The sequence below is a fragment of the Micromonospora sp. LOL_021 genome (assembly GCF_048060215.1).
Lineage (GTDB): Bacteria > Actinomycetota > Actinomycetes > Mycobacteriales > Micromonosporaceae > Micromonospora_E.
The window spans coordinates 75,909-101,981 of sequence record NZ_JBHMIN010000016.1 but is presented as its reverse complement, the minus strand read 5'-3'; the positions used below and the strand labels follow the sequence as shown (position 1 = coordinate 101,981).

The window sequence follows — 26,073 nt, the reverse complement described above, 5'->3', positions numbered from 1 at the left end:
GACGGCAGGGCTCAGGCGCCGGGGAGGGCACGACCCTGGCGCCGGGTCCGCTCCCGACCCAGGATCCACAGTGCCTCGACCCCGTCCTTCCAGGTGATCTTCTTGCCTTCCTCGCGGCCCCGGGCCCGGTAGGAGATCGGCACCTCGTACGGGCGGATCCGGCGGCGCAGCAGCTTGCCGGTGACCTCCGCCTCCATGCCGAACCCGCGCGAGCGCACGTCGAGTGAGCGGTACAGCGACAGCGGCAGCAGCTTGAAGCAGGTCTCCAGGTCGCCGATGTAGGAGTTGAACATCACGTTCGCCGCCGTGGTCACGGCCTTGTTGCCCATCACGTACCAGAAGCTGTAGGCGCTGTGGCTACCGAAGGTCCGGTTGCCGTAGACCACCGTGGCACGGCCGTCCAGCACCGGCTCGAGCAGCTTCGGGATGTCCTGCGGGTCGTACTCGAGGTCCGCGTCGAGGATCACCATGTAGTCACCCTCGGCGGAATCCACTGCGGTCTTGATCGCCGCGCCCTTGCCGGCGTTGCGCGGATGGGTGATCACCCGCAGCCGTGCGTCGTCGACGCTCTCCAGGATCGCACCGGTGCCGTCCCGGCTGCCGTCGTCGACGACCAGGAACTCGATCTCGCAGGGATAGTCGACGGCGAGCGCCTGCTTGAGGGCATCGCCGACCCGCGCCTCCTCGTTGTAGACCGGCATGAGGATCGAGAGCTTCACGGTGGTCTCCGAATGCATACGGTGGCAGTGGACCTAGACTAGCCCAACCAGTCGGGGCGTACGGGCCCGGCGAGCCGCAGGTGCGCGCCTGGGTCGCCCGAAAGATTTTCGGCGGCGGTCGACTTCCACTCGGAGTATTGGGGGACGGTAATCTCGCCCCCATGGGCGAGAAAGATGATCTGCCGGGACCGAGGAGACGGCGGCCGAAGATCTGCCCGAAATGCCTCGGTGCCGGCAAGGCCTTTACCTTCGCCCTGATCAGTGGCCGCACCCGCGAGGTGTGGTTGAAGTGCTCCGCTTGTTCCGGGTCGATCCAGTCGCCGATCGCCGGTCCGTGACCGGCTGGCCGCCGGCCGCTACGACCAGGCCGCGTGCCGGCGGCCGGTTACCACCAGTCAGGCGGCGGCACCGCTGCGGGCGTCCAACGGGCGGGCCAGGAACGCGTAGCCGAACAGGGCTTCGATGTGGCTGGCCCGGGCCGGGTCGCCGGCCTTGATGAGGAACCGTTCCCGGATGCCGTCGACGGCGGTGACTGCCAGTTCGACGATGCCGGCCCGCGCATCGGTGGTCCAGGTGACGTGGTCGAGGTGACGCAGTTCGCTGTTGAGGTGCAGCCGTAGCCGGCGCCACAGCAGCGTCTCCTGGGTCACCACCAGTCGCCGCCGGGTCAACAGAAGCAGGTAGTCACCCTGCATCGGCTGGTCGGGGCGTTGGCACCGGGTGACGAGCACGGTGCGTTCGTTGGGCGAGACACAGCGGCGGAACACCGGCATGTGCCGGCTGGTGGTCGAGATCGGGACGGCGGTCTCAGCCGCCGCCGGCAGGAACGTGCGGGAGAAGACGTCCATGTCGTGTTAACGACACGTCAATGCACAATGACTCGGGGTAACGGCGAAATTTCAGCTACAGAATTTCCACGATGGTTGCGTTGGCCATCCCGCCGCCCTCACACATCGTCTGCAGCCCGTACCGGATGCCGTTGGAGCGCATGTGGTGCAGCATCGTGGTCATGATCCGGGCACCGCTGGCCCCGAGCGGATGGCCCAGCGCGATCGCGCCGCCACGCGGGTTCAGCCGGGCCGGGTCCGCACCGGTCTCAGCCAGCCAGGCGAGCGGAACCGGCGCGAACGCCTCGTTGACCTCGTACACCCCGATGTCGGTCAGGTCGAGCCCGGACCGGCGCAACGCCTTCGCCGTCGCCGGGATCGGAGCGGTCAGCATCATCACCGGATCGTCACCGGCCACCACCGCGGTGTGCACCCGGGCCAACGGCCGTACGCCGTGCGCCCGGGCCCACTCCGACGTGGTCACCGCGAGTGCCGCCGCGCCGTCGGAGATCTGTGAGGCGGATCCGGCGGTCACCACCCCGTCGGCCCGGAACGGAGTGGCCAGCTCACCGAGCTTCGCCAGTGAGGTGTCGCGGCGGATGCCCTCGTCAGCACCGAACTTGTCGGCGCCGAACTTGTCGCCGTCGGGCCCGGCGGCGTCGGTGACCGGCACCGGCGCGATCTCGGCGTCGAACTCGCCGGCGTCCTGGGCGGCCGCCGCCCGCTGATGGCTGGTCAGCGCGAACTCGTCCAACGCGGTACGCGACAACCCCCAGCGCCGGGCGATCAGCTCGGCGCCGACCCCCTGGTTGAACGGAACGGGATCGTCCGCGACGACGCCGTCGACCCCCCGGTACCGGTCCCGCACCTGGTCGCCGAACGGCCGCCCGGCACCGGTGCTGGCCCCCATCGGCACCCGGGTCATCGACTCCACGCCACCGGCCACCACCAGGTCGGCCTGCCCGGAGATCACCGTGGCGGCCGCGAAGTGCAGCGCCTGCTGGCTCGACCCGCACTGCCGGTCGACGGTGGTGCCGGGCACCGACTCCGGCCAACCCGCCGCGAGTACGGCGTTACGCCCGATGTTCCAGCTCTGGTCGCCCTCCTGGAACACGCAGCCCCAGACGACGTCGTCGACGTCGGCCGGTTCGAGACCGGTCCGCTCGGCGAGCGCCCGCAGCACGTGGCTGGACAGTTCGACCGGGTGCACCGACGCCAGGGCGCCCTTGCGCCGCCCGATCGGGGTCCGGACCGCTCCGACGATGACCGCGTCCCTCATGCCTACCTACTCCCGGGTAACCTCGTTTCCCGAATCGTACGCCGCGACCCGCGCGACTGGCAGCCTCGACCCGCGCGACTGGCAGCCTCGACCCGCGCGACTGGCGGCCTCGACCGGCGCACAGCCATCCTTGACCGGTGCACAGCGAACCCAGCGAACCCACGGAGCTGTCCTGGCGGGTCGCCGGCAAGGTCCCGGCCGGCAAGATCGCGGTCGCCGTACTGATCGGCACCGCCGGCCTGCTCCTCGGCGACGGGGATCCGGTCCGGCTGGTCCTCGCGCTGCTGGCCGCGACCGGCCTGGTCGGCTGGGCGGTACGCGACCTGGTGGTGCCGGTACGGCTGACCGCCGGGCCGGCCGGGGTCGGCGTCGTCACCGGTTTCGCCCGCCGGCACACCGTCGCCTGGGACCGGATCGAGTCGATCAGCGTGGACCGCCGCGGCCACCGGGGCATCCGCAGCGAGTTGTTGGAGATCGACGCGGGCGACTCGCTCCACCTGATCGGCGGCAACGAGCTGGGCGCCGCACCGGACGAGGTCGCGGCGGCACTGCAGCGGGCGGCGCCGCAGAGCCTGTGCCCGGCCGCGACCGGACCGTCGTCAACCGGCGTGCACCAGGGCTATCCGGGCCACCGTGACCAGGATCAGGAACAGCAGCACGGCACCGGCACCGACCGCCTGCACCACGGTTCGGTTCGTACGCGGAGCGTAGGCCAGGATCGCCCCGATCAACCCGCCGGTGATCAGACCGCCGAGGTGACCGGCGATCGACAGGCTGGACACGGTGAAGGTGAGGATCAGGTTGATCACCAGGATGCCGACCACCGCTGAGGTGTCCCGCTTCAGCCGGCGCAGCACGATGAAGAACGCGGCGAACAGGCCGAAGACCGCGGTGGACGCGCCGGCGGACAGCGCACCCGGGTCGACCAGGTAGGCCGCGACGTTGCCGCCGAGCCCGGCGATCAGGTACAGCGCCAGGAACCGGGCCGGCCCGAGCACCGCCTCCAGGTTGCGGCCGAGCACCCATAGTGCCCACATGTTGAACAGCAGGTGCAGCAGCCCGTAGTGGATGAACATCGCGGTGATCAGCCGGTAGACGCCGCCGCCGTCGATGCCGATGAAGACGTCGCCGTACCCGGGCAGCGCCCCGGAAAGGACAGTGCCGTTGGGCCGGACGGTGACATCCGGGCCGATCACTCCGCCGAACGCGTGCAGCCGCCCGGCGGCCGAGAAGAGCCCGGCACCGAGCAGTGAGCCACCGCCGGAGATCGCCACCCCGATCAGGGCGACGACCGCGTTGACGCCGATCAGGACCTTGGTGACGATGCCCTGTTGGCCGGCGGCACTGCCACCGAAGGCAGTGCGCGCCGACCGCTGGGTCCGTCGCCCCTCGGCGACGCACTCCGGGCACTGGTGCCCGACCGCGGCGTCCCGCATGCAGTCCGGGCAGATCGGCCGCTCGCACCGGGCGCACCGGACCCAGGTCTCCCGGGACGTGTGCCGGTAGCAGACCGGCACCGTCGGGGCCGGATCACTCATCACGCCACCTCACTGCGCCGGTGCCGACGACCCGCGCCGAGAGTCGGCAACCCCGGTGCTCGCTCATGAGCGCCAAGGTTACCCGGCGGGCTTTGCGGCGGCCGCCTCGTGACCGACCGGCTTCAGCCGACCCGCTCGATCTCCACGCGGTTGATCACCACGTCGCTCAGCGGACGGTCCGCCGGGTTGGTCGGCGTGGTCGCGATCGAGTCGACGACCTTCGCCGAGTCCTGGTCCGCCACCTGGCCGAAGATCGTGTGCCGGTTGTTCAGGTGGGTGGTCGCGCTGACCGTGATGAAGAACTGCGAACCGTTGGTGCCCGGCCCGGCGTTCGCCATCGCCAGCAGGTACGGTCGGTCGAAGCGCAGCTCCGGGTGGAACTCGTCGGCGAACGTGTAGCCGGGGCCACCCCGACCGGTGCCGGTCGGGTCGCCCATCTGGATCATGAACCCGCTGATCACGCGGTGCGAGATGGTGCCGTCGAAGTACGGACCGCTGCCCGGCTGACCGGTACGCGGGTCGGTGTATTCGCGGGTGCCCTCGGCGAGCTCGACGAAGTTGCGGACCGTCTTCGGTGCGTGGTTGGCGAACAGCTCCAACCGGATCGGTCCGTGATTGGTGTGCAAGGTGGCGTAGACAGCCTCAGCCACGGGTACTCCTCAGTTGTTGGTCAGTTCCATGCGGATCCTCCCATGTGCCCGATCCGGTCACACGGAGGCACCCGAAGGTGGAGGATGACGGCGTAACGACGGCACAGGAGGTAGGCAGCGGTGTTGAGGATCTCGAGGCGCGCCAGGCGGCGGGATCTCGTCCGAGCGGAGCTCGGCGAGAGCCTAGATCATTTCATGCAGGCGGCGACGCATGCGGCCGGGGGCGTGGGGGCCACCGTCGGACCCCGGTTCCACGCCGCCCGGGACGCGGTGGCACCCACCGCCGACCGGGTACGCGGCTCCGCGTCCCAGGGCATGACCGCGACCATGGCCACGCTGGCACCGCTGGCGGTGGCCGCCGCCGACGGGGCCCGCCAGGCCCGCCGGGCAACCAGAAAGGCGAAGACGAAGAACATGAAGAACATGAAGGCAGCGAAACGGACCGCGATGCCGGCGATGAAGGCGAAGCTCACCCCGTCGAAGCGTGCCAAGCACAGCCGACGCCGCTGGCCGATGATCGTCGGCGTGCTCGCGGCGGGAGCCGCGATCGGCACCATCGCGGCACGGCGTCGCCAGGCCGCGCAGTGGGAGGAGTACGACCCGGGTCAGGCGCTGGACACGATGCGGGCGGCCGGCATTGCCACCCACGAGTCGGTCATGCCGATGCCAGCCGACGGCGGCAAGCCGCACGGCGACCCGGTCTCGGCGATGGACAGCGACCCGACGACGACCGCCCGCAACGGGCGTGCCTGAGTACCGGCGGTCGGACCTGCCGCTGCGGGCGTCGGCGGACGCCCGCAGCGGCACGACGGCGTTCAGAGCCAGCCGTTGCGCCGGAACGACCGGTACAGCACCAGCGAGATACTCAGCATCAGGGCGAGCACGACCGGGTAGCCGAACTCCCAACCGGTCTCCGGCATGAACTCGAAGTTCATCCCGTAGATGCCGGCCAACGCGGTCCACACCGCGGCGATACCGGCCCAGGCGGCGATCTTGCGCATGTCGTTGTTCTGCGCCACGGTCACCTGCGCCAGCCGGGCCTGCAGAATCGAGTTCAGCAGATCGTCGTACGCGTTGACCTGCTCCACCACCCGGCTGAGGTGGTCCTGCACGTCCCGGAAGTAACGGCGGATCTCGGCCGGCACGTCCTCGTTGATCTCGGCGGTCAGGGTCATCATCGGCCGCTGCAGCGGGGCGACGGTGCGCTTGAACTCCACCAGCTCCCGCTTCAGCTGGTAGATCTCGTGCACCTTGTCGCTGGCCTCGGGCGAGAAGACGTCCGCCTCGACGGTGTCCAGATCGGTCTCCACCCGGTCCACCACCTCCAGGTAGAGGTCCACCACCCGGTCGGTGATCGCGTACGCCACCGCCCACGGCCCCTGCACCATCAGGTCCCGGTTGCGTTCCAGGTCGGCCCGCACCGGTGCCAGCCGGCAGGCGTCGCCGTGCCGGACGCTGATCACAAAGCCCTCGCCGATGAACAGCATCACCTGGCCGGTCTCCACCACCTCCGAGTCACCGGTCAGCTTCTCGTGGTCGACGTACCGGGCGGTCCGCAGCACCAGGAAGTTGACCTCGCCGAACTGCTCCAGCTTGGGCCGCTGCTCGGCCTTGACCGCGTCCTCCACAGCCAGCTCGTGCAGCCCGTACGTGTCGGCGATGCCGGCCATCTCGGCCAGGCTCGGCTCGTGCAGCCCCAGCCAGACGAACGCGTTGCGCTCCCGGCGGGCGGTGGCCAGCGCCTCGGGATGCTGCCACGAGCCCGGCTGGCGGATGCCGTCGATGTAGAGCGCGCAGTCGACCACCCCGCTGCGTTCCTCGACCGGCGCCGGGTCCGGCGCGAGCGGGGTCTCGGTCGAGGTGAGCATCCGGCTGACCGCCCGGACCGGGGCCGTCCAGGCCCGCGACAACGCCCGGCTGCTCCCGCCGTCCGGCCACCGCTGCTGCCCACGGTCCTGGTCCGCCATTCGCCCGTCTCCTTCCCGGCACCCTGGCACCACGGCACCCGTCCGGCCGAAGCCGGCAGAGACGCCGGCCGCTAGCCCGCGCGTACCTCGTCGATCGCGGCCGCCAACCGGCGGACGCCTTCGTCGATCTGATCGACGGTGACCGCCGAGTAGGCCAGCCGCAGCGCGTGTTCGCCGCCGTCGAGCAGGAAGTCACTGCCCTTGACCACCGCGACACCGCGCTGCGCGGCCACCGGCACCAGCGCGTCCACCGCCACGTCGTCCGGCAGGTCGACCCAGAGGAAGTACCCGCCGTCCGGCTCGGTGAACCGTACCCCTGGGATGTGCTTGCGCAACGACTCGGCTAGCAGTTGCGCGCGCTCGGCCAGCGCGGTGCGCACCGTGGTGATCGACCGGTCCAGGTCGCCGGAGACGCAGAACTGGTGCACGATCGCCTGGGCCACCATGCCCGGCGAGATGTACAGGTTGGTGGCGCGCGCCGCGATCGTCTTGATCAGCCCGGCCTCGGCGACCAGGTAGCCGACCCGGACCCCCGGGCAGACGGTCTTGGTGAAGCTGGAGGCGTGCACCACCACACCGTCGGTGTCCAGCGACAGCATCGACGGCAGCGCCTCGCCCCGGAACCGGATGTCGGCGTACGGGTCGTCCTCGAAGACGGTGAACCCGAACTCGGCCGCGAGCTCCAGCAACGCCCGCCGCTTCGGCAGCGACAGCGTCACCCCGGCCGGGTTCTGGTAGTTCGGGATGACGTGCGCCAGCCGCGGCCGGACCCCGGACTCCAGTAGCTTGCGCAACTCGTCGGTGTCCAGCCCGTCCGGCTGCAGCGTCACCGGGTGCACCTCGGCACCGAGCTGGCGCAGGTTGAGCAGCGTCCGGTCGTACGTCGGCCGCTCCACCACCACCGCGTCGCCCGGCTTCACCAGATGGTCGAAGAGAAACGCGTCGGCCTGCAGCGACCCGTTCGTCACCAGCACCTGCTCCGGCGCGACCCGGTGCTTGTCGGCGATCCAACGGCGCAACGGAAGGTAGCCGACGGAGGTGCCGTAGGCGGTCGCCCCGGCCGGGTCGGCGTCGAAGGCCCGCCCGGCGGCGGCCTTCAGCCCGTCGATGTCGACGATGTCCAGCGAGGGCGCCCCACGGGCGAACGAGATCAGCTGCTCGGCGCTCATGGGTGCCAGCGTACGACCTGCCCGACCGATCACCGCCGGCCGGTGCGCCAGCACACATGCTGGTCCTGGTTCTTCCCCCGGGGTGCTCGCTAGGGTCACAGGCGTGTCCGCCCCACCCCCCGACCGTGCGGCAGCCAGCGAACCGCTGCGCTGCGTCGCGGCGCTGATCGTCGACGACGACGGCCGGATCTTCTTCCAGCGCCGCTCGCCGCAGCGTCGACTGTTCCCCGACACCTGGGACATCGCCGGCGGCCACCTCGAAGCGGGCGAGACGCCGATCGAAGCCCTGCACCGGGAGGTACTCGAGGAGACCGGGTGGACCGTCTCGCACATTCTCGCCGAGGTGGGCGAGTACGCCTACGTCGGCAACGACGGCATCGCCCGGGTCGAGCTCGACTATCTGGTACGGGTCGACGGTGACCTGGCCAATCCGCAGCTCGAAGCCGGCAAGCACACCGAGTTCCGCTGGCTCACCGCCGACGCGCTCGACGTGCTCGACGAATCGGCTCACGTCAACGACGGGCTGATCCGGCGGATCGCCGAGAACGGCTTCGCCGTACTGCGTTCCCTGGGCCTGTGAGCGCCGGCGACCAGCTGTGGCTGCCCGGTCACCGGTGCGCGGCGCTGACCGCCCCCGTCGTCGACCGGGTGCACCGGGCCGCGATGGCCGCCGCCGACACCGCCGGGACCGAGCTGCGTCAGCGGTACGGCGGTCCGGCCGCGATCGGCTACCTGGTCGATCTGCGGACCAGGCTGGCCGCGCCGGCTGGCCTGGTCGACGCCGCCGGGTTCGCCGCCGTCACCCGCTACCAGGACCCGGCGAGCTGTCAGCGGGTGCTGGACAAGCAGGTCGCGTACGGGATGCTGGTGCGCCATCCGGACGGGGCGCTGCGGGCCACCGAACGCGGCGCCGCCTTCCTCACCGACCTGTACGGGCTGCACGCCACGGTCACCGGCCAGATCTGGGGTGCCGAACACGCGGCCCGGCTGGTCCGGCTGGTCGAACTGACCGGCCGGCTGCTGGCCGCCGCGCTGGCCGGTGGTGAGACCGGCGGGCAGGACGCGTTTCGCGCGGTCGCCCCGCCGTACGAGCCGGAGGGCACCCCGGCCGGGGTGCTGCTGCTCAACCGGCTCACCGTGCTGCGCAACCTCCGGGCCGACGCGCACGCCGCTGCCTGGGCCGCCGCCGGGCACACCGCCCGCAGCATCGTCGACCTGCCGCCCGGCCCGGCCCGGCTGGCCATCGAGCAGGAGACCGACCGTCGGGCGGCCGGCCCGTACCAGGCGCTGGAACCGGAGCAGCGGTTGACGCTGCTCGCCGACCTCGGCGCGCTTCCCGGCTGATGCCGCTATCCTCCACCGGTACCCCACCCACCCCTCACCAGGAGGACCGTCTGATGATCGGTCTCGTGCTCGCTGCCGGAGCGGGACGGCGACTACGGCCGTACACCGACACTCTGCCGAAAGCGCTGGTACCGGTCGACGGGGAGACCACGATCCTGGACATCGGGCTGCGCAACCTCGCCGCCGCCGGGCTCACCGACGTGGTCGTCGTCGTCGGCTACGCCGCGGACGCGGTCCGGACCCGGCAGGCCGACCTGCAGGACCGCCACGGCGTGAAACTGACCCTGGTCGACAACGACCGCGCCGAGGAATGGAACAACGCGTACTCGCTGTGGCTGGCGCGGGACCACTTCGCCGCCGGTGCGCTGCTGGTCAACGGCGACACCGTGCACCCGGCCAGCGTCGAGCAGACGCTGCTGGCCGGGCGCGGGCCGGGCATCCTGCTCGCGGTCGACACGGTCAAGAAGCTCGCCGACGAGGAGATGAAGGTCGTCTTCGACGACGCCGGGCAGCTGACCCGGATCACCAAGCTGATGGATCCGGCGCAGGCGCACGGCGAGTACATCGGCGCGACGCTGATCGAGGCGTCGGCCGCCGCCGGGCTCACCGAGGCGCTGGAGGCGACCTGGCGGCGCGACCCCAACCTCTACTACGAGGACGGCTACCAGGAGTACGCCGACCGTGGCGGTGAGGTACGGGCAGCGCCGATCGGCGACGTCGACTGGGTCGAGGTGGACAACCACGACGACCTGATCAAGGCTCGGGACATCGCATGCCGCTACTAGCCCGTACCGTGCACACCCCGCTCGCCATCGATGTGCGCCGGGGTGCCGTCGCCGGCCTGGGCGCGCTGCTCGCCGACCGCCGGATCTCCGCCGGCGGCGAGGTCGCCGTGGTGGTCGGCCCCGGCCAGGGCGAGCGGATCGCCGAGCTGATCGCTCCCGGGCTCGGCCGGGCCGACGTCTTCACCGTCGCCGGCGGCACCCTGGACGCCGCCCACGAGCTGGGCGAGAAGCTGCGGCAACGCTCCTACGACGCGGTTGTCGGCATCGGCGGCGGCAAGACCATCGACACCGCCAAGTACGCCGCCTCCCGGTACGCCGTACCGATGGTGAGCGTGGCGACCAGCCTGGCCAACGACGGGATCGCCTCCCCGGTGGCGTCGCTGGACCACGACGGCGGGCGCGGGTCGTACGGTGTGCACATCCCACTGGCGATCGTGGTCGACCTGGACTTCGTCTCCGACGGCCCGGACCGGCAGACCCGGGCCGGTGTCGGCGACGCGTTGAGCAACCTCAACGCGGTCGCCGACTGGGAGCTGGCGCACGCGGTCCGCGACGAGCCGATCGACGGTCTCGCCGTGACGCTGGCCCGCACCGGGGCGGAGGCGCTGATCAGCCATCCGGGAGGGCTCGGCGACGACGCGTTCATGACCACCCTCGCGGAGGCGTTGATCCTGGGCGGGATCGCGATGGCGGTGTGCGGGTCGAGCCGGCCGGCCAGCGGCGGCTGCCACGAGATCTCGCACGCCCTCGACCTGCTGCACCCCGGTGCCGGTTCGCACGGCGAGCAGGTCGGGCTGGGTGCGCTGTTCTGCACCTTCCTGCGCGGGGACCAGCTGCGGTTCGGGCAGTTGGCGGCGGCGCTGCGCCGGCACGGCCTGCCGGTGCGCCCGGCTGACCTGGGGCTGACCGACGACGACTTCGTCTCCGCCGTACTGCACGCCCCGCACACCCGGCCGGACCGGTACACCATCCTGGAGCACCTGCACCTCGGTGCGGATGCCGTCCAGGAGCGGCTGGCAGAATACCTCGGTGCCCTCAGCATGCCCTCAAGGTGAACAAACGGTGGCCTTTCCGTTCCTGAAAGACTTCTTTCAGGCGAACAGGGGGGGTGGGCTGTTCAGCGAGGCGGTCAGCCAGCGGCTGGGGGCGGTGTTCGCGTACGCCGCCGCCCGGCTGCGGTTGGCTCCGACCGTGCTGACCGTGGCGAACCTGCTGCTCGGGCTGGCCGCGTCGGTGGTAGTGATCGCGACCGCCGACGCGGTGGCCGACGGCTCCGTCCCGGCCTGGCTGATCGGGCTGGTCGCGCTGGTCGGCTGGCAGATCGCGTACGCGCTGGACTGCGCCGACGGGCAGTTGGCCCGGGTGACCGGGCAGACCAGCCCGGCCGGTGCCCGGGTCGACGTGCTCTGCGACGTGGCCGCGCAGATCGCGTTGGTCACGGCGCTGTCCGCGGTGGCGGTGGCGCAGCTGCCGGAGACCCCGGTGTGGCTGCTCGCGGCGTTCGCCGGCACCTGGATGGTGAACCTGGTGACCTCGGTGATGCAGGCCGGCCCGAACGCGGCCAGCATGGTCACCTCGACCTCGCTGCCGGTACGGCTGGTGAAGCTGATCCGCGACTACGGAGCGGTGGTCACCGTCGCCGGGCTGGTGCTGACCGCCGCCCCGGTGCTGACGGTCTGGCTGATCGCCGCGTTCACCGTAGTCAACGGCGGCTTCCTGCTGGCCAGCATCACCTTCTCGGCCCGCTCCGCCCTCCGCTGACCGACCCTCGCGGGCCGGAAGATCACATGATGGAAATTCGGGATGGCACCGGCGTGTCGGCCGGTTTTTCGTCAACTGATCTTGGTGGCGGTCAACTGATCTTGGTGGCGACCGCGTCGTAGACGGCCAGGTGCTGCTTCATCACCACGTCGGGGTGGAAGGTGGTCTCGTAGCGGGTACGGGCGACGCCGGCCAGTGCGGCGGCGCCGTCGCGGGCGACCGGCAGGGCGGCGGCGAGTGCGGCGGCCTCCGGCGGTACCACCCAGCCGGCAGCAGTGCCGGTGCCAGCATGGCCAGCGGTGTCGGCGCCGACCAGGTACGGGATGCCGCCGAGGGCGGTGCCGAGCACCGGCCGGCCGCTGGCCAACGCCTCGATCACCACGGTCGGCAGAACGTCGTGCCAGGTGGAGACGGCCAGCACCACGGCGCTGGCGCGCAGCGCGTCGCGTACCCCTGATCTGTCCAGCGGGCCGAGGAAGTCGATGTCGGAGCGTCCGGCGGCGGCGGTCTCGACCAGCGGCCGCAGCTCCCCGTCGCCACCGATACGCAGCGCGCCGAGCGATCTGTCCGGGTGCCGCTGCCAGGCGTCGAGCAGCAGACCGATGCCCTTCTCGGGAGTGAGCCGACCCAGGAACAGGAAACCGTCGCCGAGCGGAGCGGGCGGGCCGGGATCGGCGATCGCGTTCGGCTTGACCACGATCCGCTCGTCGGGGACGCCGTAGTCCCGCAGGTGCCCGGCGACCGCCGAGGTGAGCGCGATGAACCGGTCGACCGAGCGCCAAGTGGGCCGGTGCAGGGCCAGGGTCGCGGCCATCACCGCGCTCTGCGCGCGGGAGCCGCGGTAGCAGCGGTGCACCACTGCGGGCAGGCCGATCGCCCGGCCCCGGCAGTCGGTGCAGATTCGGCCGTCGCGGAAGTACAGCCCGGCAGAGCAGACCTGCCGGTAGTTGTGCACGGTGTGCACCACCGGCACCCGGTGCCGGTGCGCGGTGCGGATCACCCAGGGCGAGATGAGCGGGTACGGATTGTGCAGGTGCAGCACGTCAGGCCGGTGCTCGGTGAGCAACCGGTCCAGGTCGCGTTGGGCGGCCGGGGCGTAGCTGGGCGAGATCGGCAGCAGCGCCTTGCCGGTGGCCGGCAGCGCCGGGATGTCGTCGGAACTGCGCAGGAACGGGATCACCTCGACACCGGCGGCGGCCAACTGGTCGATCTCGCTGTCGACGATGACGTTCTCGCCGGACGGCTGGGCCTGCCGGTATCGGTTGTGCGCCACGACGACTCTCACCCGGTCAACCCCTCCTGCTCGACGCCGTCAGACGCTACCGTCTCCAGATGTGCCCGAGTTGCCGGAGGTACAGGCGCTCGCGGCCTACCTGCGCCAGCGCGCGGTCGGCCGCCGGGTCGAGCGTGTCGAGGTGTCGGCGATCAACGCGCTCAAGACGTACGATCCGCCGCCGTCGGCGGTCGCCGGCGGGACGGTGACCGGTGCCGGCCGGCACGGCAAGTTCCTCGATGTCGAGCTGGACGGCACCCTTCATCTGCTGGTGCATCTGGCGCGGGCCGGCTGGCTGCACTACCGGGAGTCGTTTCCCTCCGCCGCGCCGTTGAAGCCGGGCAAGGGGCCGATCGCCGTACGGGTCCGCCTCGACGACGGCTCGGGCTTCGACCTGACCGAGGCCGGTACGCAGAAGAAGCTGGCCGCGTACCTGGTGACCGATCCGGCGCAGGTGCCCGGGGTGGCCCGGCTGGGTCCGGACGCGCTCGCGGTGGACCTGGAAGCCTTCGTGCAGCGGCTGCGCGCTCGGCGGGGTCAGGTCAAGGGGGTGCTGACCGAGCAGGAGGTGCTGGCCGGCATCGGTAACGCGTACTCGGACGAGATCCTGCACACCGCGCGGTTGTCGCCGTTCGCGTTGACCAACCGGCTCACCGACGATCAGCTGGCGGGGTTGTACGAGGCGGTACGGCGGGTGCTGGCCGACGCGGTGGACCGGTCGGTGGGTCAGCGGGCGGCTGAGTTGAAGGGTGAGAAGCGCTCGGGGATGCGGGTGCACGGTCGAACCGGCCTGCCCTGCCCTGTTTGTGGCGATCTGGTGCGAGAAGTCTCTTTTGCAGATTCGAGCCTGCAGTACTGCCCCACCTGCCAGACCGGCGGCCGCCCACTCGCTGACCGACGGTTGTCCCGTCTTGTGCGTTAGGTGACCAAATAGGGCGCAGAAGCCCGTACGTCCCGCGCCACGGCGATCTGCACCACAACGGAGACTTCCTCAGAGACGATCCATCGGTATAGTGGCCCGGTCCCAATGCTTCAACACCGCCGGAACCGCCGGTCCCCACCGTTCGGCCGGGGGGCGTAAAGTCTTTCGGGTTACCGTCCGTGTACGGGCACCGTGAGAGACTGAGCTGGTGGGCGAGCCAAGCCTTCACGGAGAGTGGGCGGCACGTGTCACGCGGGAGGACGTGGGTGAGGTGACGACAAGCCTCCAGCGCCCGGTAACCAACACCAGCCGGAGCAACAGGGTGCGCCACGTCGACAGCTTCGAGATCCAACCGCCGACGCCGACACCGACCAACGGCGTACCCCGGTCCGCCTGGGCCCGGGCACGGCGTCGCGCGTCGCGCTGGCACCGTCCGTACACGGCGATCCTGCTCGCGCTGGACTTCGCGGCGGCGGTGCTGGCCAGCTACCTGTCGATCTCGTTGTTCGAGAAGGCCACCTCCGGGTTCTCCGACGCCGATGTGGACGCCACCTGGTTCCACACCGTCACCTACCTGCTGCTGCCGCTCGGCTGGGTGGTGGTGCTCTGGGGCACCGGCGCCTACGACCGGCGTTACCTCGGCCTCGGCACCGACGAGTTCAAGCGGGTACTGCGCGGTGGGGTGACGGTCGCCGCCAGCGTCTCCTTCCTCGCCTTCGCCACCAAGACCGACCTGTCCCGGCTCTCGGTGGCCACCGCGCTGCTCGGCGCGCTGGCGTTCATCCTGATGTTCCGCTTTCTCGCCCGGTACGCCCTGCACGTGCTGCGTCGGCGGATCGGGCAGGCCACGCATCGGATGGTGCTGGTCGGCACCCTGCCGGAAACCCTGGAGGTCTTCACGGCGGTGACCCGCAGTCCCGCCGCCGGGCTGATGCCGGTCGCGATCCACCTCACCGACGGCTACGCGGCGGCCCGGGGCCTCGAGACCCCGGTACCGGTGTACGCCGGCCGCAACGTCCTCGCCCTGGTCCGGGAGGTCGGCGCGGACACCATCGCGGTCTGCGGCTCGGCCAGCTCCGAGCCGGGCGAGCTGCGTCGGCTGGCCTGGCAGCTGGAGGGCAGCGGGATCGACCTGGTGGTCGCACCACAGCTGACCGACATCGCCGGTCCCCGGGTGCACATCCGGCCGATCGAAGGTCTGCCGCTGCTGCATGTCGAGGAGCCCACCCTCTCCGGCCTGGGCTGGCTGGCCAAGAACCTGCTGGACCGGTTGGCCGCCGGGCTGGGTCTGATCATGCTGGCACCACTGTTCCTGGCGGTGGCGATCGCGATCCGGTTCTCCGACCGGGGCCCGGTCTTCTTCCGGCAGCCCCGGGTCGGCCATGAGGGCCGGGTGTTCCGGGTCTGGAAGTTCCGGACCATGTACGTCGACGCCGAGGAGCGGCTCGCGTCGCTGGTCGACCAGAACGAGACCGACGGCATGCTGTTCAAGATCCGCAACGATCCGCGGGTCTTCCCGATCGGTCGGTTCCTGCGGGCCAGCTCGATCGACGAACTGCCCCAGCTGATCAACGTACTCAAGGGCGAGATGTCGCTGGTCGGGCCGCGGCCGTTGCCCGCCGACGACGGTGACTTCCTCGGCGACGTCCGGCGGCGGCTGCTGGTCCGGCCCGGGATGACCGGGCTGTGGCAGGTCTCCGGCCGGTCCGACCTGTCCTGGGACGAAGCGGTCCGGCTGGACCTCTACTACGTCGACAACTGGTCGCTGACCTACGACCTGAGCATCCTGTGGCGCACCATCGGCGTGGTGCTGGCCCGCAAGGGTGCCTACTGATCACCGGAAGTCCGTCGAAAGCGGGCAGCCGACCGCTGACCGACCGATCGTCGCCTTCCGCTTGGCAGCACCGCCGGTAGCGGACAAGATCTGTCCGTGGCGGCAAACCTATCCGCACCACTGGCGGTCCTGGCTCTGGTGACCGCGCTGGCCGCCGCGGTGTACGCGGTCGTCCGGCTGCGCGCCCGGCGCGGGATCGCCACCGCGACGCAGCGGGCGACGTACCAGGTCCTGCACACCGCGGGCCTGGCCGCCGAACCGCTGCGCAACGGGCTGGGGGCGACCGACGCGGCCAAGGCCGTCCGGCACCTGCGGGCGCTGGTCGGCGCCCCGGGCGCGGCGCTGACCGGCAGCGAGGCGGTGCTCGCGTTCGATGGCCGCGGCCAGCACCATGCCGAACAGTTCACCGCCGCCGCCCGGCGGGCGTTCGACGCCGGCCGCTCCCTCGTGCTGACCGCCCGGGACCTGCCCTGCGACCGGCCAGACTGTCTGGTGCGCGGGGCCGTCGTCGCCCCGCTCACCGGGCCGGACGGCGACGCCACCGTCGCGCTGGTCGCGGTGGTCGACGACGATCCGGCACCAGGGCTGGTACAGGCCACCCTGGAGACCGCCCGGTGGGCCGGCAGCCAACTGGCGCTGGCCGAGCTGGACTCGTCACGGGAACGGCTGGCCAGAGCCGAGGTACGGGCGTTGCGGGCGCAGATCAGCCCGCACTTCATTTACAACGCGCTGACCGCGATCGCGTCGTTCGTCCGGACCGACCCGGAACGGGCCCGGGATCTGATCCTGGAGTTCGCCGAGTTCACCCGCTATTCGTTCCGGGCGCACGGCGAGTTCACCACGCTCGCCGAGGAGCTGCGGTCGATCGACCGGTACCTGACCATCGAACGGGCCCGGTTCGGCGAACGGCTCCAGGTCCGGCTACAGATCGCCCCGGAGGTGCTGCCGGTCCATCTGCCCTTCCTCTGCCTGCAGCCACTGGTGGAAAATGCGGTACGGCACGGACTGTCGCGCAAGCCAGGGCTCGGCACGGTCAGCATCGAGGCGCGGGACGCCGGGACCGAGTGCCATATCACCGTCGAGGACGACGGGGTGGGGATGGACCCGGCGGTGCTGACCGCCGGCGCCGGCGCCGACCCGGTACGTCGCGGTGCCGACCCGGTCGACGACGCCGGTCAGCACGTCGGCCTGTCAAACGTCGACGAACGGCTGCGCTCGGTCTTCGGCGACGAGTTCGGGCTGGTGGTGGAGACGGCGGTGGGAGCGGGGACGAAGGTGAGCATGCGGGTGCCGAAGTTCCACCCCGACGTACGGCCGGGGGCGGGGGCGACCGGCCGGTGGGAGGTACTGTCGTGACCCCGTTCCTCCGGGTGCTCGCGGTGGACGACGAACCGCCCGCCCTCGACGAACTGGCCTACCTGCTGCGGGCCGACCCCCGGGTGGCCCGGCTGCACACCGCCGCCGACGCCACCGAGGCGCTGCGGGTGCTGCGCGACACCGACGTCGACGCCGTCTTCCTCGACATCCGGATGCCCGGGCTGGACGGCATGGAGCTGGCCCGGGTGCTGCGCCGGTTCGCTCGGCCACCGGCGATCGTCTTCGTCACCGCGTACGACGACGCTGCGGTCGACGCCTTCGACCTCGGTGTCACCGACTACGTCCGCAAGCCGGTACGCGCGGAGCGGCTGGCCGAGTCGGTCCGCCGGGTGCTGACCGCCCGGGTGGTGCCGACCCATCCGGCGGCCATCGCTCGCAACGAGGAGGACCCGGCGATCCCGGTGGAGCTGGCCGGGACCACCCGGATGCTGCCCCGGTCGGCGGTGCGCTGGGTGGAGGCGCAGGGTGATTACGCCCGGCTGCACACGGCCGACGGCTCGCACCTGGTCCGGGTGCCGCTGGCCACCCTCGGCGAGCGCTGGGCCGACGCCGGCTTCGTCCGCATCCACCGGTCGTTCCTGGTCCAGCTCCGGCTGATCACCGAGCTGCGGCTGGCCAGCTCCGGGTACGTGGTGGTGATCGACGGCACCGAGCTGCCGGTCTCCCGACGGCACACCCGGGAGTTGAAGGACAAGCTGGTCCGGGCGGCCAAGCACGACTGGAGCAGGTGACCGACGGCTCGGCGGGCTCTCACTAGGCGGCCCGGCGGCGACGCAGCGTGGCGACCGCCGACCCGGCCAGCGTGAGCAGGCACTCCGGCAGCTGCCCGTCGGCCAGCGCGGCACCGAACAGCGCCTCCCCGGTCGAGTCGTCCGAGTTGGCGTACGCGCTGATGAACCTGGCCACCCACCGCGCGTCGTAGCCCGCCTCGTCGATGCCGGGAAAGTCGAGGGCCCAGCCGCCGGCCGGTACGTCGTCGCCGACCATCGTCGCGGCCAGGCACCACGCGACGTCGTACGCCCCGGTGACACCGCTGCGGTCCACCACCGCGTCGAAGACATCCGCTACGCCGTCGCTGTCACCGGCCAGGGCGGAGCGCAGGATCTCCGCAGCGTCGGTGAACGCCTCGTCGGACCCATCGCGTCGGTCGGTCATGAGCCGAAGGGTAGGCGGCGAGGTCAAGGCGCCGGCAGGCCGGCTGACATCGCGTTCCAGCCGAGGAGGCGCTAAGGTGCCCTGCGGACCTTCGGCCGATGGAGGACGTCCCCATGCTCGTGTCACGCGGCTCCCGCACCGCCGCCCTGGCGTTCTGCGCAATCATGCTGGTCGGCGCGGCGGGCTGCGCCGAACCGGCGGCCACCGAGGAGTCCCAGGTCAACCCGGTGCGGCTGTACGGCACCGACGGCAACATGAGCAACTCGTTCGGAGCGGAGTTCGAGGGGCAGACCACGCTGCTGACCGGGATGAAGGGCACCAGCCCGCTCACCCCGCTGTCGGACGACTTCATCAGCCGGCTGCGCACGGTCGACCGGCAGCTCAACGACTTCCTGTACGCCGGGGAGGCGTACGACGCGGTGGTGATCAGCGCGCTCGCCACCCAGTTGGCCGGCAGTACCGACCCGACCGACATCGCCGCCCAGATCAACGGGGTGACCACCGGCGGCGAGCAGTGCGACGTCGTCGCACTCTGCCTGGAGCTGGCCCGGGACGGGACGGACATCGCCTACCGGGGGGTCTCCCTGAAACGGGGTGGCTTCACCGACGTCGGGGAGCCGTCCACCGCCAGCTACGCCACCCTGCACTTCGACGGCGACGGCCAGATCAACGACGGCAAGACCGAGTTCGTCGGTGCCGGGGACGAGTCGACGACCACCACGGCGGCACCGCCACCGGCCGAGCCGGAGACCTTCGCCACCCGCGCCGAGGCACCGCTGAAGCTGGGCGGCCTGCTGCCGCGCACCGGCGACCTGGCGTTGGCGTACCCGCCGTTGGCGGCCGGCGCGGCGCTCGCGGTCCGCGAGATCAACGAGGCCGGTGGGGTGCTCGGCGAGCCGGTCGAGTGGTTCGACGGCGACGACGGCACCAACCCGGACGTGGCCCGCCGGACGGTGGCCCGGCACGTCGACGAAGGGGTGCACGTCATCATCGGAGCCGGCGCGTCCGGGATCTCCCGCGAGGTGCTGCCGGACGTGGCGGCCGCCGGGCTGATCCTGTTCTCGCCCAGCAACACCGACGCCGGGCTCAGCGACGTCGACGACCGGGGGCTGTACTTCCGTACCGCGCCGTCGGACCTGCTGCAGGGACGGGCGCTCGCCGACGTGATTCTGCGGGACGGGTCGCAGCGGATCGTGTTGGTGGCCCGCAAGGACTCGTACGGCGAGGGCCTGCAGGAGAACGTCCGGGCGGAGCTGGACCGGGCCGGGGTCGGACCGGACCGGATCAAGCTGCTCAGCTACGAGCCGCCGGCCGGTGCGGACGCGCCGCCGGTGAACTTCGACAGTGAAGCCCAGGAAATCAAGGCGTTCGGCGCGGACGCGGTCCTGATCATCGGGTTCGCCGAGTCGGCCGAGGTCATCAAGTCGCTGGCCGCGGCCGGGCTGCCGATCGCCCGGTAGACCACGCCGGCGGTCGCCTGCCCCCCCGGCCGGTCCGCCCAGCTGGCACTTTCTCGGGATCACAGGCAGGTCGCCGCTGCGTACGGTTTCCCTTGTCAGCAGCTAGGACGATCTGCGGAAGAGGCGGCAGGGATGAGTGAGTGGGTCGATCCGGCCCTCGGTGACGAGGCGGCCGAAGCGGAACAGGGATTGGGCCCGATCGGCGACCCGGGCCACGACGATGCCGGCTACCAGCCGTACGGCGACGGCCCTTACGGCGCCGAGCCGTACGACGACGGCGGGTCCTACACGATCGTCCAGCACAACCTTGACGGCTCCACCGACGTGCTGGTCGACCGGGACGGGGACGGCCTCGCCGACGTGGTCCTGCACGACAGCGACGGCGACGGTCTGGCGGAGGCCGCGTACGTCGATGGCGACGGGGACGGTCGGCTGGAGAGCATGCTGCGCGACTTCGACGGCGACGGGCGGGTCGACGAGGTCAGCGCGGACACCAACGGCGACGGCTGGATCGACGTCGTCGCCACCGACACCGACGGTGACGGCCTGATCGACCGGGTGGCGGCCGACACCGATCACGACGGCCGGACGGACACCTGGGTCGAGGACACCGACTTCGACGGCCGGGCGGACCAGACGCTGCGCGACGCCGACCAGGACGGCGTGCCGGAGACGGTTACCTACCTGCATCCGACGGTCAACCCGTACGCGGCAAGGTGAGGCCGGGTCGCGCCCGGGTCGCGGCCGGCCGGATGGCACCCTACTGTCGACATCCGCAGCTGTTGTGACTGAGCGATGGAGGGACCTGGGATGACCGAGGCACAGGAGTCGGTGGAGACGCGCGGTGACGATCGCGTCGATCTACTCAAGGCCGACACCAACAACGACGGGCAGACCGACGTCTGGGTGGTCGACACCGACGGCGACGGCAAGGCCGACATGTACCAGTTCGACACCGACGGGGACGGCAAGGTGGACATCACCATGGTCGATCTGGACGAGGACGGCACCCCGGACGAGGTGGTCGACGGCGACGGCGGGCACCCGCCGACGAGCTGAGTACGGTACGCATCGTGACGACGGCGGCCCGGCGGATCTCCGCCGGGCCGCCGTCGACGCAGTGAACGTCGACGTCCATGAAACAAGGGGCGGTGACCCCGGACGAGCCGAGATCACCGCCCCTTGGCGTAGCCGATGTCAGCCACTTGGAGAGGCCAGTCAATCACCCTGCCGCTGCTGGGGAATCTGCCCCTGCAGCAGGGCACGTACTTCCGACTCCCGGTATCGGCGGTGGCCGCCCAACGTCCGTATGGCGCTGAGCTTGCCGGCCTTCGCCCACCGAGTGACGGTTTTCGGGTCGACTCGGAACATCGACGCCACCTCGGCCGGCGTGAGCAACGGCTCTGGTTCGTGCGTACGCGATGCCATCAGTCACTCCTCCACAGTGCTATAGACATCGGCCGGGGTCCCGCCGGCCGACGCGTCTCCCATGGTCCGGCTAGTCCCCGATGTCCGACATGGGCCGAACGGCCGAACGTCCTTGGATGGACGGATGAGCAATGACCGATTTTTATCCCTTTTTTGTGACAGAACATACCATAATCGGACTCTTGATCACCGGTCGTGAACGGGTGATTACGAATCTTATTCAGGATTCGCGGCAGAATCTGCGCCTAATACCCGGTGATTGAGAATGATTCGTCCTTTTCGACGACTACTAGTTGCAGCGCTCCAGTAGCTGAACGGCACGCCACCGGGCAACCAGCTTCTCGTACGCCTCGCCGGCCGCCTCGGCGTCGCCCCGGCCGAGCGCGGCCAGCCCGGCGCTCACCAGACCCGGCGAATCGTCGGCCTCCAGCGTCTCGTCCGGCAGCAGCCGCACCAACCCACCGTAGTCAAGCTCCACCACCGAGCGTGGATGGAACTCCTCGAGCCATCGGGCGCTCTCCTCCACCGCCTCGGTGATCGGCGCATCCCCCACCGACTTGCGCAACACCGACAGTCCGCGCGACGCCCGGCGACGGGCCTTGGAGATCTCGGTCCGATAGCGCAGCGCCCGGCGCGCCCCGGTGACGATCAGGTCACGCTCGGCCAGGTCCACGAAGACGAACCACCGCAGCGGCACCCCCCAGGTAGCGGCCTGCTCGTGCACCCGCGGCACCCCGTGCTCCAGTACCCGGGCACCGCTGCGCCAGTCGTCGATCACCGCCCTGGCCTGACCGGCCAGCACCGGCGGGACGAACGCGTCGGCCAGCACCGACGGAACACCGTCGCGCGCGCTCAACGCCGCCTCCGCCACCCGTACCCGCAGGTTCCACGGGCAGACCAGCAGCGTGTCGTCCGACTCCAGCACGTACGCCTCGTCCGGCAGGTCGGGCAGCCGGGTCCAGCCCGCGCCGAGCGCCTCGATCACCGCCGTCCGCTGCCGGCCCGGACCTTCCAGCGGGCCGACCGCGCGGCCTTCCCGCACGTATCGGCGCCAGTAGACCTGTCGCTCACGGTCGAACGCGGCCAGCGGCTCGTACACCCGCAGGTATGAGGCGAAGGAAGCGAAGAGGGACGGCACGGCGCGATCCTCCCACGAAACCGCACGACACCGCCCCCGCCGGGGTCAAACACCCGCAGCGGGCGGGTCCGTCGCGCTGCGGCCGATACTAGGCTCGGAGCCAGCAGGGCCCACCGGCCCGGCGCACCGGACGCACCTCACGAGGGTGCCGACACCGTCTCAGGAGCAGACATGGGCGTCTTCACCACCACCGCCGGACCCGGCACCGCCACCGGGCACGAACAGGTCGTCTTCTGCCAGGACCAGCCGACCGGGCTGCGAGCGATCATCGCCATCTACTCGACCGCGCTCGGGCCGGCGCTCGGCGGCACCCGGTTCTACCCGTACGCCTCCGAGGCCGACGCCCTGCACGACGTGCTGGAGCTGTCCCGGGGGATGGCCTACAAGAACGCGATGGCCGGACTGGACCTCGGGGGCGGCAAAGCAGTCATCTGGGGCGACCCGGAGCAGCTCAAGACCGAGCCGCTGCTGCGCGCGTACGGCCGGTTCGTCGAATCGCTCGGCGGGCGCTACTACACCGCCTGTGACGTCGGCACCTACGTCCCGGACATGGACGTCGTGGCCCGGGAGACCCGGTTCGCCACCGGGCGCAGCCGGGAGCAGGGCGGAGCCGGTGACTCCTCCGAACTCACCGCCTGGGGGGTCTTCCAGGGTATGCGCGCCGCCGCCGAGCACCGCTGGGGTTCGGCCAGCCTCGCCGGCCGGCGAATCGGTATCGCCGGGCTCGGCAAGGTGGGCCGCTACCTGACCGGTCATCTGCTCGACGACGGAGCCGCGGTGGTGGCCACCGACGTCAGCGAACGGGCGGTGGACTGGGCCCGGAGCACCTACCCGCAGGTCGACCTGGTGGACGACACCGACGTGCTGATCCGCCAGGAGATCGACGTCTACGCCCCCTGCGCGCTCGGTGGGGCGCTCGACGACGAAACCGTGCCGGCGCTGCGGGCCGAGATCGTCGCCGGAGCCGCCAACAACCAGTTGGCCCACCCCGGCGTCGAGAAGCTGCTCGCCGAGCGGGGCATCCTCTACGCCCCGGACTACGTGGTCAACGCCGGCGGGGTGATCCAGGTGGCCGACGAGGTGACCGGGGCCGCCACACCGTCGGCCAACGGCCGGTACGGGTTCGACCTCGACCGGGCCAAGGCCCGGGCGACCCGGATCTACCAGACCACCCGGGAGATCCTGCGCAGCGCCGACCGGGAGGGCGTACCGCCGGCGGTGGCGGCCGACCGGCTCGCCGAACGCCGGATGGCCGAGGTCGGTCGGCTGCGCGCGATCCATCTCCGGTAGCCGCCACCACCCGAGCGCCGCCGTTCTGGGCGCTGACCCGCCGGTCCGGCCGAGTGGTCATCACCGGGCGTGTGGAGAATCACCCGTACGGGTCACGAGCGGCGGGGATCGGGCTCCTTACCTCCCAGCTGCCCGTGACGGATCCTGCTGCTGCCCGTGACGATGTCGGCCGCCGATGACGCGCGGGAGCGACCCGATGCAACCCGAGGTGCCGAACCTGGGTCCGCCCATGTACCGTAAGAGCCACGAGAGATGCCTGACGTCATCGGGGCCCGCCTTCGGGCTGCCCCGAATTCTGTGCGAGGGGGTCGAGCCATGGGGCGCGGCCGTGCTAAGGCCAAGCAGACAAAGGTGGCCAGGGAGCTGAAATACCACTCCCCGAACACCGACCTCGCCGCCTTGCAGCGAGAGCTCGCCGGCAGCGGCAAGTCGGACCGTGATTTCGACGACGAGTACGATCCGTACCTCGACGACGATGACGAGGACGACCCAGCCGACGACGACCGGGGTAACTGGACACCCTCTTCGTCCCGCTGAGGGTCCGACTGATCAGAGCACGCGGTCAGTGTCCGCGTGCTGATTCATGTCGACGAGGACTCCGGCCCGACTGGTCGCCGTACGTGTGTCGGAATGCCACCATCCGGTGGTGCGTACCCCAGAACGGGGTAGGCACCACCGGATGTCCGTCGGCAGGCGGATGACTGGTGCGTCCGCCCTGTCCGCGTACGGGGGGGCCGATCAGGGCGGTCGACGAGACCGGTTGAAGCGGTCAACGGGGGCGGTTGTTCCAGTTGTAGAAGGTCGGGATGTTCTCGAAGTGGTTCCAGGCGCAGACCGCGCCGTCGGCACCGGCCGCCTCGGCGCGATGCCGCCGGGCCTGTTCCGCTTCGGCGAGCAGCAGTGCCAGATTGTCCCGGACGGCGTACACCCGGTCCGCCACCTGATCGTCGCCACCTGCCTCGGCGACGGTGGCTCCCGGGGCCGCACCGACCGGTTCAGGCCGCTGCCGGCTGGTCTCTGGCATGGGCCAACACTCCCTCCAGTAGATGGATCTTGCTGTTACGGCAGTGGTTGGTCTCCGTACCATCAAAACGCCCGTGTTCGAAGTAACGGTTGGCAGCGTGACCACCTCCGCAGAACCGGAAGTACGGGCAGGTGGTCCGGCACGCCTCGACGCCCGCCACGAACTCGCTGACCCAGGGTGTCCGTTCCGGCGTGGCGAGAATCTCGGCCAGCCCGCTGGTCAACACGTTTCCGCTGGTGAAGTCCCCGTACCGAGGGTCGGAGAAGCCGGCCAGCTCCGGCGAGAGCAGCACCACCGACCCGTCGTACCCGACGGTGGGGATCGGGTCGAGCTGGCGGGGCAGCACCTCGTCGGCCGTGCCGTCGAGCACGGCTGCCGCGTACCGCAGCGACCACTCCACCTCGCGCAGATGGATCCGCGGCGCTTGCCGCCAGGCTCCGACCAGTTCCGCCCAGAAGCCCGCGACGGCCCGGTCCGGCCAGCGGTTCGACCGGACGTTGACGCCCTCTGTCTCCTCGATGTTGACGCCCAGCACGTCACAGCCGAGGTCGAGGAAGAACCGGTACAGCTCGGTGGCCAGGCCAGGACTCGGGTCGCTGACCACGCAGAGCGCCGAGAATTCGATCCCGTGCCGGCGTAGCGCTCCGACACCGCTACGGATCTGGTCGTACGCGGGCCGACCGCCCCGGGTGTGCCGGCCGTCGTTCCGCGCCCGCGGGCCGTCGACGCTGACGCTGACCCGGATCCGGTGTTCCCGGAAGAACTCGCACCAGGGGTCGTCAATCAGGGTCGCGTTGGTCTGCACGTGGTGCTCCACGTCGGCGCTGAACGGGCTGATCAGCGCCGCGAGGTGGTCCCGCCCGGCGGCCAACGGCTCACCACCGTGCCAGACCACGGAAAACCGGCGTCCCTGCTGCGCGGCCCAGGTGTTCACCGGTCGGGCGACAGCGGCGGCCACCGGGACCGGCATCCGCCGGTTGGCCGCCCGCAGCGGCAGGTAGCAGTAGCTGCAGTCCAGGTTGCACAGCGTGGTGGGCTGCATGACGACGTAGCTCGGGACGGTCGCCACGCCGCGCATGCCGGTGGGGGCCGGCCGTCCCCCACCGGCCGGGTCCTGCCGGGTTCCGGCCCTG

General features: G+C 71.0%; 28 protein-coding genes and 1 pseudogene. 16 read left to right on the top strand and 13 right to left on the bottom strand.

Annotation, left to right across the window (positions count from 1 at the left end):
* Positions 1-11 precede the first annotated feature (11 nt).
* The 3 genes from ACFHWT_RS13500 to ACFHWT_RS13490 form a co-directional block, all read right to left on the bottom strand.
* The gene (locus tag ACFHWT_RS13500) at positions 12-719 is read right to left on the bottom strand and encodes a glycosyltransferase family 2 protein (RefSeq protein ID WP_416594940.1); all 708 of its coding nucleotides are present in this window, start codon (positions 717-719) and stop codon (positions 12-14) included.
* Positions 720-1,114: 395 nt separating this feature from the next.
* Positions 1,115-1,567, bottom strand: a complete 453-nt coding sequence (locus tag ACFHWT_RS13495) for a hypothetical protein (RefSeq protein ID WP_123606423.1) — start codon at positions 1,565-1,567, stop codon at positions 1,115-1,117.
* Positions 1,568-1,622: 55 nt separating this feature from the next.
* Positions 1,623-2,825, bottom strand: coding sequence for a thiolase family protein (locus tag ACFHWT_RS13490; protein ID WP_416594939.1), 1,203 nt, complete (start codon positions 2,823-2,825; stop codon positions 1,623-1,625).
* 137 nt (positions 2,826-2,962) lie between these two features.
* On the opposite strand from ACFHWT_RS13490, the pseudogene ACFHWT_RS13485 reads away from it, so the two are divergent.
* Positions 2,963-3,328, top strand: a pseudogene (locus tag ACFHWT_RS13485) (PH domain-containing protein); the annotation flags it as partial.
* 96 nt (positions 3,329-3,424) lie between these two features.
* On the opposite strand, the gene ACFHWT_RS13480 reads toward ACFHWT_RS13485, so the two are convergent.
* Both ACFHWT_RS13480 and ACFHWT_RS13475 read right to left on the bottom strand, forming a co-directional pair.
* Positions 3,425-4,363: a rhomboid family intramembrane serine protease gene (locus ACFHWT_RS13480; RefSeq protein WP_416594938.1), complete on the bottom strand. Its 939-nt coding sequence runs from the start codon at positions 4,361-4,363 to the stop codon at positions 3,425-3,427.
* A gap of 122 nt (positions 4,364-4,485) precedes the next feature.
* Entirely contained in the window at positions 4,486-5,013 is a 528-nt protein-coding gene (locus ACFHWT_RS13475) for a peptidylprolyl isomerase (protein ID WP_123606426.1), read from the bottom strand.
* A 225-nt stretch (positions 5,014-5,238) separates the two neighbouring features.
* Here ACFHWT_RS13475 and ACFHWT_RS13470 point away from each other — a divergent pair, with 225 nt between their 5' ends.
* Positions 5,239-5,766 carry a hypothetical protein gene (locus ACFHWT_RS13470; RefSeq protein ID WP_416594937.1) on the top strand — a complete coding sequence of 176 codons (528 nt, stop codon included), beginning with the start codon at positions 5,239-5,241 and terminating at the stop codon, positions 5,764-5,766.
* Between the two features lie 62 nt (positions 5,767-5,828).
* Here the strand turns inward: ACFHWT_RS13470 and corA are convergent, their stop codons facing one another.
* On the bottom strand, positions 5,829-6,980 hold the full coding sequence (corA, locus tag ACFHWT_RS13465; RefSeq protein WP_416594936.1) for a magnesium/cobalt transporter CorA: 1,152 nt from the start codon (positions 6,978-6,980) through the stop codon (positions 5,829-5,831).
* Positions 6,981-7,051: 71 nt separating this feature from the next.
* The gene (locus tag ACFHWT_RS13460) at positions 7,052-8,149 is read right to left on the bottom strand and encodes a PLP-dependent aminotransferase family protein (protein ID WP_416594935.1); all 1,098 of its coding nucleotides are present in this window, start codon (positions 8,147-8,149) and stop codon (positions 7,052-7,054) included.
* 103 nt (positions 8,150-8,252) lie between these two features.
* On the opposite strand from ACFHWT_RS13460, the gene ACFHWT_RS13455 reads away from it, so the two are divergent.
* Genes ACFHWT_RS13455 through ACFHWT_RS13435 form a run of 5 tightly spaced genes read left to right on the top strand, consistent with a single transcriptional unit; the run spans position 8,253 to position 12,039 of the window.
* On the top strand, positions 8,253-8,729 hold the full coding sequence (locus ACFHWT_RS13455) for an NUDIX hydrolase (RefSeq protein WP_416594934.1): 477 nt from the start codon (positions 8,253-8,255) through the stop codon (positions 8,727-8,729).
* Entirely contained in the window at positions 8,726-9,493 is a 768-nt protein-coding gene (locus ACFHWT_RS13450) for a hypothetical protein (RefSeq protein ID WP_416594933.1), read from the top strand. The genes ACFHWT_RS13455 and ACFHWT_RS13450 overlap by 4 nt, the downstream gene beginning before the upstream one ends.
* Positions 9,494-9,546: 53 nt before the next feature.
* Entirely contained in the window at positions 9,547-10,278 is a 732-nt protein-coding gene (locus tag ACFHWT_RS13445) for a sugar phosphate nucleotidyltransferase (RefSeq protein WP_416594932.1), read from the top strand.
* A complete protein-coding gene (locus tag ACFHWT_RS13440; protein ID WP_416594931.1) occupies positions 10,266-11,333 on the top strand; it encodes an iron-containing alcohol dehydrogenase family protein in 1,068 nt (355 codons plus the stop codon). The genes ACFHWT_RS13445 and ACFHWT_RS13440 overlap by 13 nt, the downstream gene beginning before the upstream one ends.
* Positions 11,334-11,340: 7 nt before the next feature.
* Entirely contained in the window at positions 11,341-12,039 is a 699-nt protein-coding gene (locus ACFHWT_RS13435) for a CDP-alcohol phosphatidyltransferase family protein (RefSeq protein ID WP_416594930.1), read from the top strand.
* 91 nt (positions 12,040-12,130) lie between these two features.
* Here ACFHWT_RS13435 and ACFHWT_RS13430 read toward each other — a convergent pair whose 3' ends face one another.
* The gene (locus ACFHWT_RS13430) at positions 12,131-13,324 is read right to left on the bottom strand and encodes a glycosyltransferase family 4 protein (RefSeq protein WP_416594929.1); all 1,194 of its coding nucleotides are present in this window, start codon (positions 13,322-13,324) and stop codon (positions 12,131-12,133) included.
* A 49-nt stretch (positions 13,325-13,373) separates the two neighbouring features.
* On the opposite strand from ACFHWT_RS13430, the gene ACFHWT_RS13425 reads away from it, so the two are divergent.
* The 4 genes from ACFHWT_RS13425 to ACFHWT_RS13410 all read left to right on the top strand — a co-directional run bounded on the left by ACFHWT_RS13425 (position 13,374) and on the right by ACFHWT_RS13410 (position 18,176).
* Positions 13,374-14,234: an Fpg/Nei family DNA glycosylase gene (locus ACFHWT_RS13425; RefSeq protein ID WP_416594928.1), complete on the top strand. Its 861-nt coding sequence runs from the start codon at positions 13,374-13,376 to the stop codon at positions 14,232-14,234.
* A 322-nt stretch (positions 14,235-14,556) separates the two neighbouring features.
* The gene (locus ACFHWT_RS13420; RefSeq protein WP_416594927.1) at positions 14,557-16,068 is read left to right on the top strand and encodes a sugar transferase; all 1,512 of its coding nucleotides are present in this window, start codon (positions 14,557-14,559) and stop codon (positions 16,066-16,068) included.
* Positions 16,069-16,164: 96 nt separating this feature from the next.
* The gene (locus ACFHWT_RS13415; RefSeq protein ID WP_416594926.1) at positions 16,165-17,424 is read left to right on the top strand and encodes a sensor histidine kinase; all 1,260 of its coding nucleotides are present in this window, start codon (positions 16,165-16,167) and stop codon (positions 17,422-17,424) included.
* A complete protein-coding gene (locus tag ACFHWT_RS13410) occupies positions 17,421-18,176 on the top strand; it encodes a LytR/AlgR family response regulator transcription factor (RefSeq protein ID WP_123606438.1) in 756 nt (251 codons plus the stop codon). The genes ACFHWT_RS13415 and ACFHWT_RS13410 overlap by 4 nt, the downstream gene beginning before the upstream one ends.
* Positions 18,177-18,198: 22 nt before the next feature.
* On the opposite strand, the gene ACFHWT_RS13405 is transcribed toward ACFHWT_RS13410, so the two are convergent.
* Positions 18,199-18,600 (bottom strand): hypothetical protein, encoded by a 402-nt coding sequence (locus tag ACFHWT_RS13405; RefSeq protein ID WP_278172505.1) that lies wholly within the window; start codon positions 18,598-18,600, stop codon positions 18,199-18,201.
* 113 nt (positions 18,601-18,713) lie between these two features.
* On the opposite strand from ACFHWT_RS13405, the gene ACFHWT_RS13400 reads away from it, so the two are divergent.
* The 3 genes from ACFHWT_RS13400 to ACFHWT_RS13390 all read left to right on the top strand — a co-directional run bounded on the left by ACFHWT_RS13400 (position 18,714) and on the right by ACFHWT_RS13390 (position 21,119).
* Positions 18,714-20,060 carry an ABC transporter substrate-binding protein gene (locus tag ACFHWT_RS13400; RefSeq protein WP_416594925.1) on the top strand — a complete coding sequence of 449 codons (1,347 nt, stop codon included), beginning with the start codon at positions 18,714-18,716 and terminating at the stop codon, positions 20,058-20,060.
* A gap of 132 nt (positions 20,061-20,192) precedes the next feature.
* Positions 20,193-20,780: a hypothetical protein gene (locus ACFHWT_RS13395; RefSeq protein WP_416594924.1), complete on the top strand. Its 588-nt coding sequence runs from the start codon at positions 20,193-20,195 to the stop codon at positions 20,778-20,780.
* Between the two features lie 90 nt (positions 20,781-20,870).
* Complete coding sequence (locus tag ACFHWT_RS13390) at positions 20,871-21,119, top strand: hypothetical protein (RefSeq protein ID WP_416594923.1); 249 nt, start codon at positions 20,871-20,873, stop codon at positions 21,117-21,119.
* A gap of 159 nt (positions 21,120-21,278) precedes the next feature.
* Here the strand turns inward: ACFHWT_RS13390 and ACFHWT_RS13385 are convergent, their stop codons facing one another.
* Positions 21,279-21,488 (bottom strand): BldC family transcriptional regulator, encoded by a 210-nt coding sequence (locus tag ACFHWT_RS13385; protein WP_007073996.1) that lies wholly within the window; start codon positions 21,486-21,488, stop codon positions 21,279-21,281.
* A gap of 289 nt (positions 21,489-21,777) precedes the next feature.
* Positions 21,778-22,626, bottom strand: coding sequence for a hypothetical protein (locus tag ACFHWT_RS13380; RefSeq protein ID WP_123606442.1), 849 nt, complete (start codon positions 22,624-22,626; stop codon positions 21,778-21,780).
* A gap of 171 nt (positions 22,627-22,797) precedes the next feature.
* On the opposite strand from ACFHWT_RS13380, the gene ACFHWT_RS13375 reads away from it, so the two are divergent.
* Positions 22,798-23,916, top strand: coding sequence for a Glu/Leu/Phe/Val family dehydrogenase (locus ACFHWT_RS13375; RefSeq protein ID WP_416594922.1), 1,119 nt, complete (start codon positions 22,798-22,800; stop codon positions 23,914-23,916).
* Positions 23,917-24,231: 315 nt separating this feature from the next.
* Entirely contained in the window at positions 24,232-24,453 is a 222-nt protein-coding gene (locus tag ACFHWT_RS13370; RefSeq protein ID WP_123606444.1) for a DUF3073 domain-containing protein, read from the top strand.
* A 232-nt stretch (positions 24,454-24,685) separates the two neighbouring features.
* On the opposite strand, the gene amcA is transcribed toward ACFHWT_RS13370, so the two are convergent.
* Positions 24,686-24,940, bottom strand: coding sequence for a multiple cyclophane-containing RiPP AmcA (gene amcA / locus ACFHWT_RS13365; protein ID WP_416594921.1), 255 nt, complete (start codon positions 24,938-24,940; stop codon positions 24,686-24,688).
* Complete coding sequence (gene amcB, locus ACFHWT_RS13360; RefSeq protein ID WP_416594963.1) at positions 24,912-26,018, bottom strand: cyclophane-forming radical SAM peptide maturase AmcB; 1,107 nt, start codon at positions 26,016-26,018, stop codon at positions 24,912-24,914. Before amcB ends, amcA begins: the two co-directional genes overlap by 29 nt.
* Between the last annotated feature and the right edge of the window lie 55 nt (positions 26,019-26,073).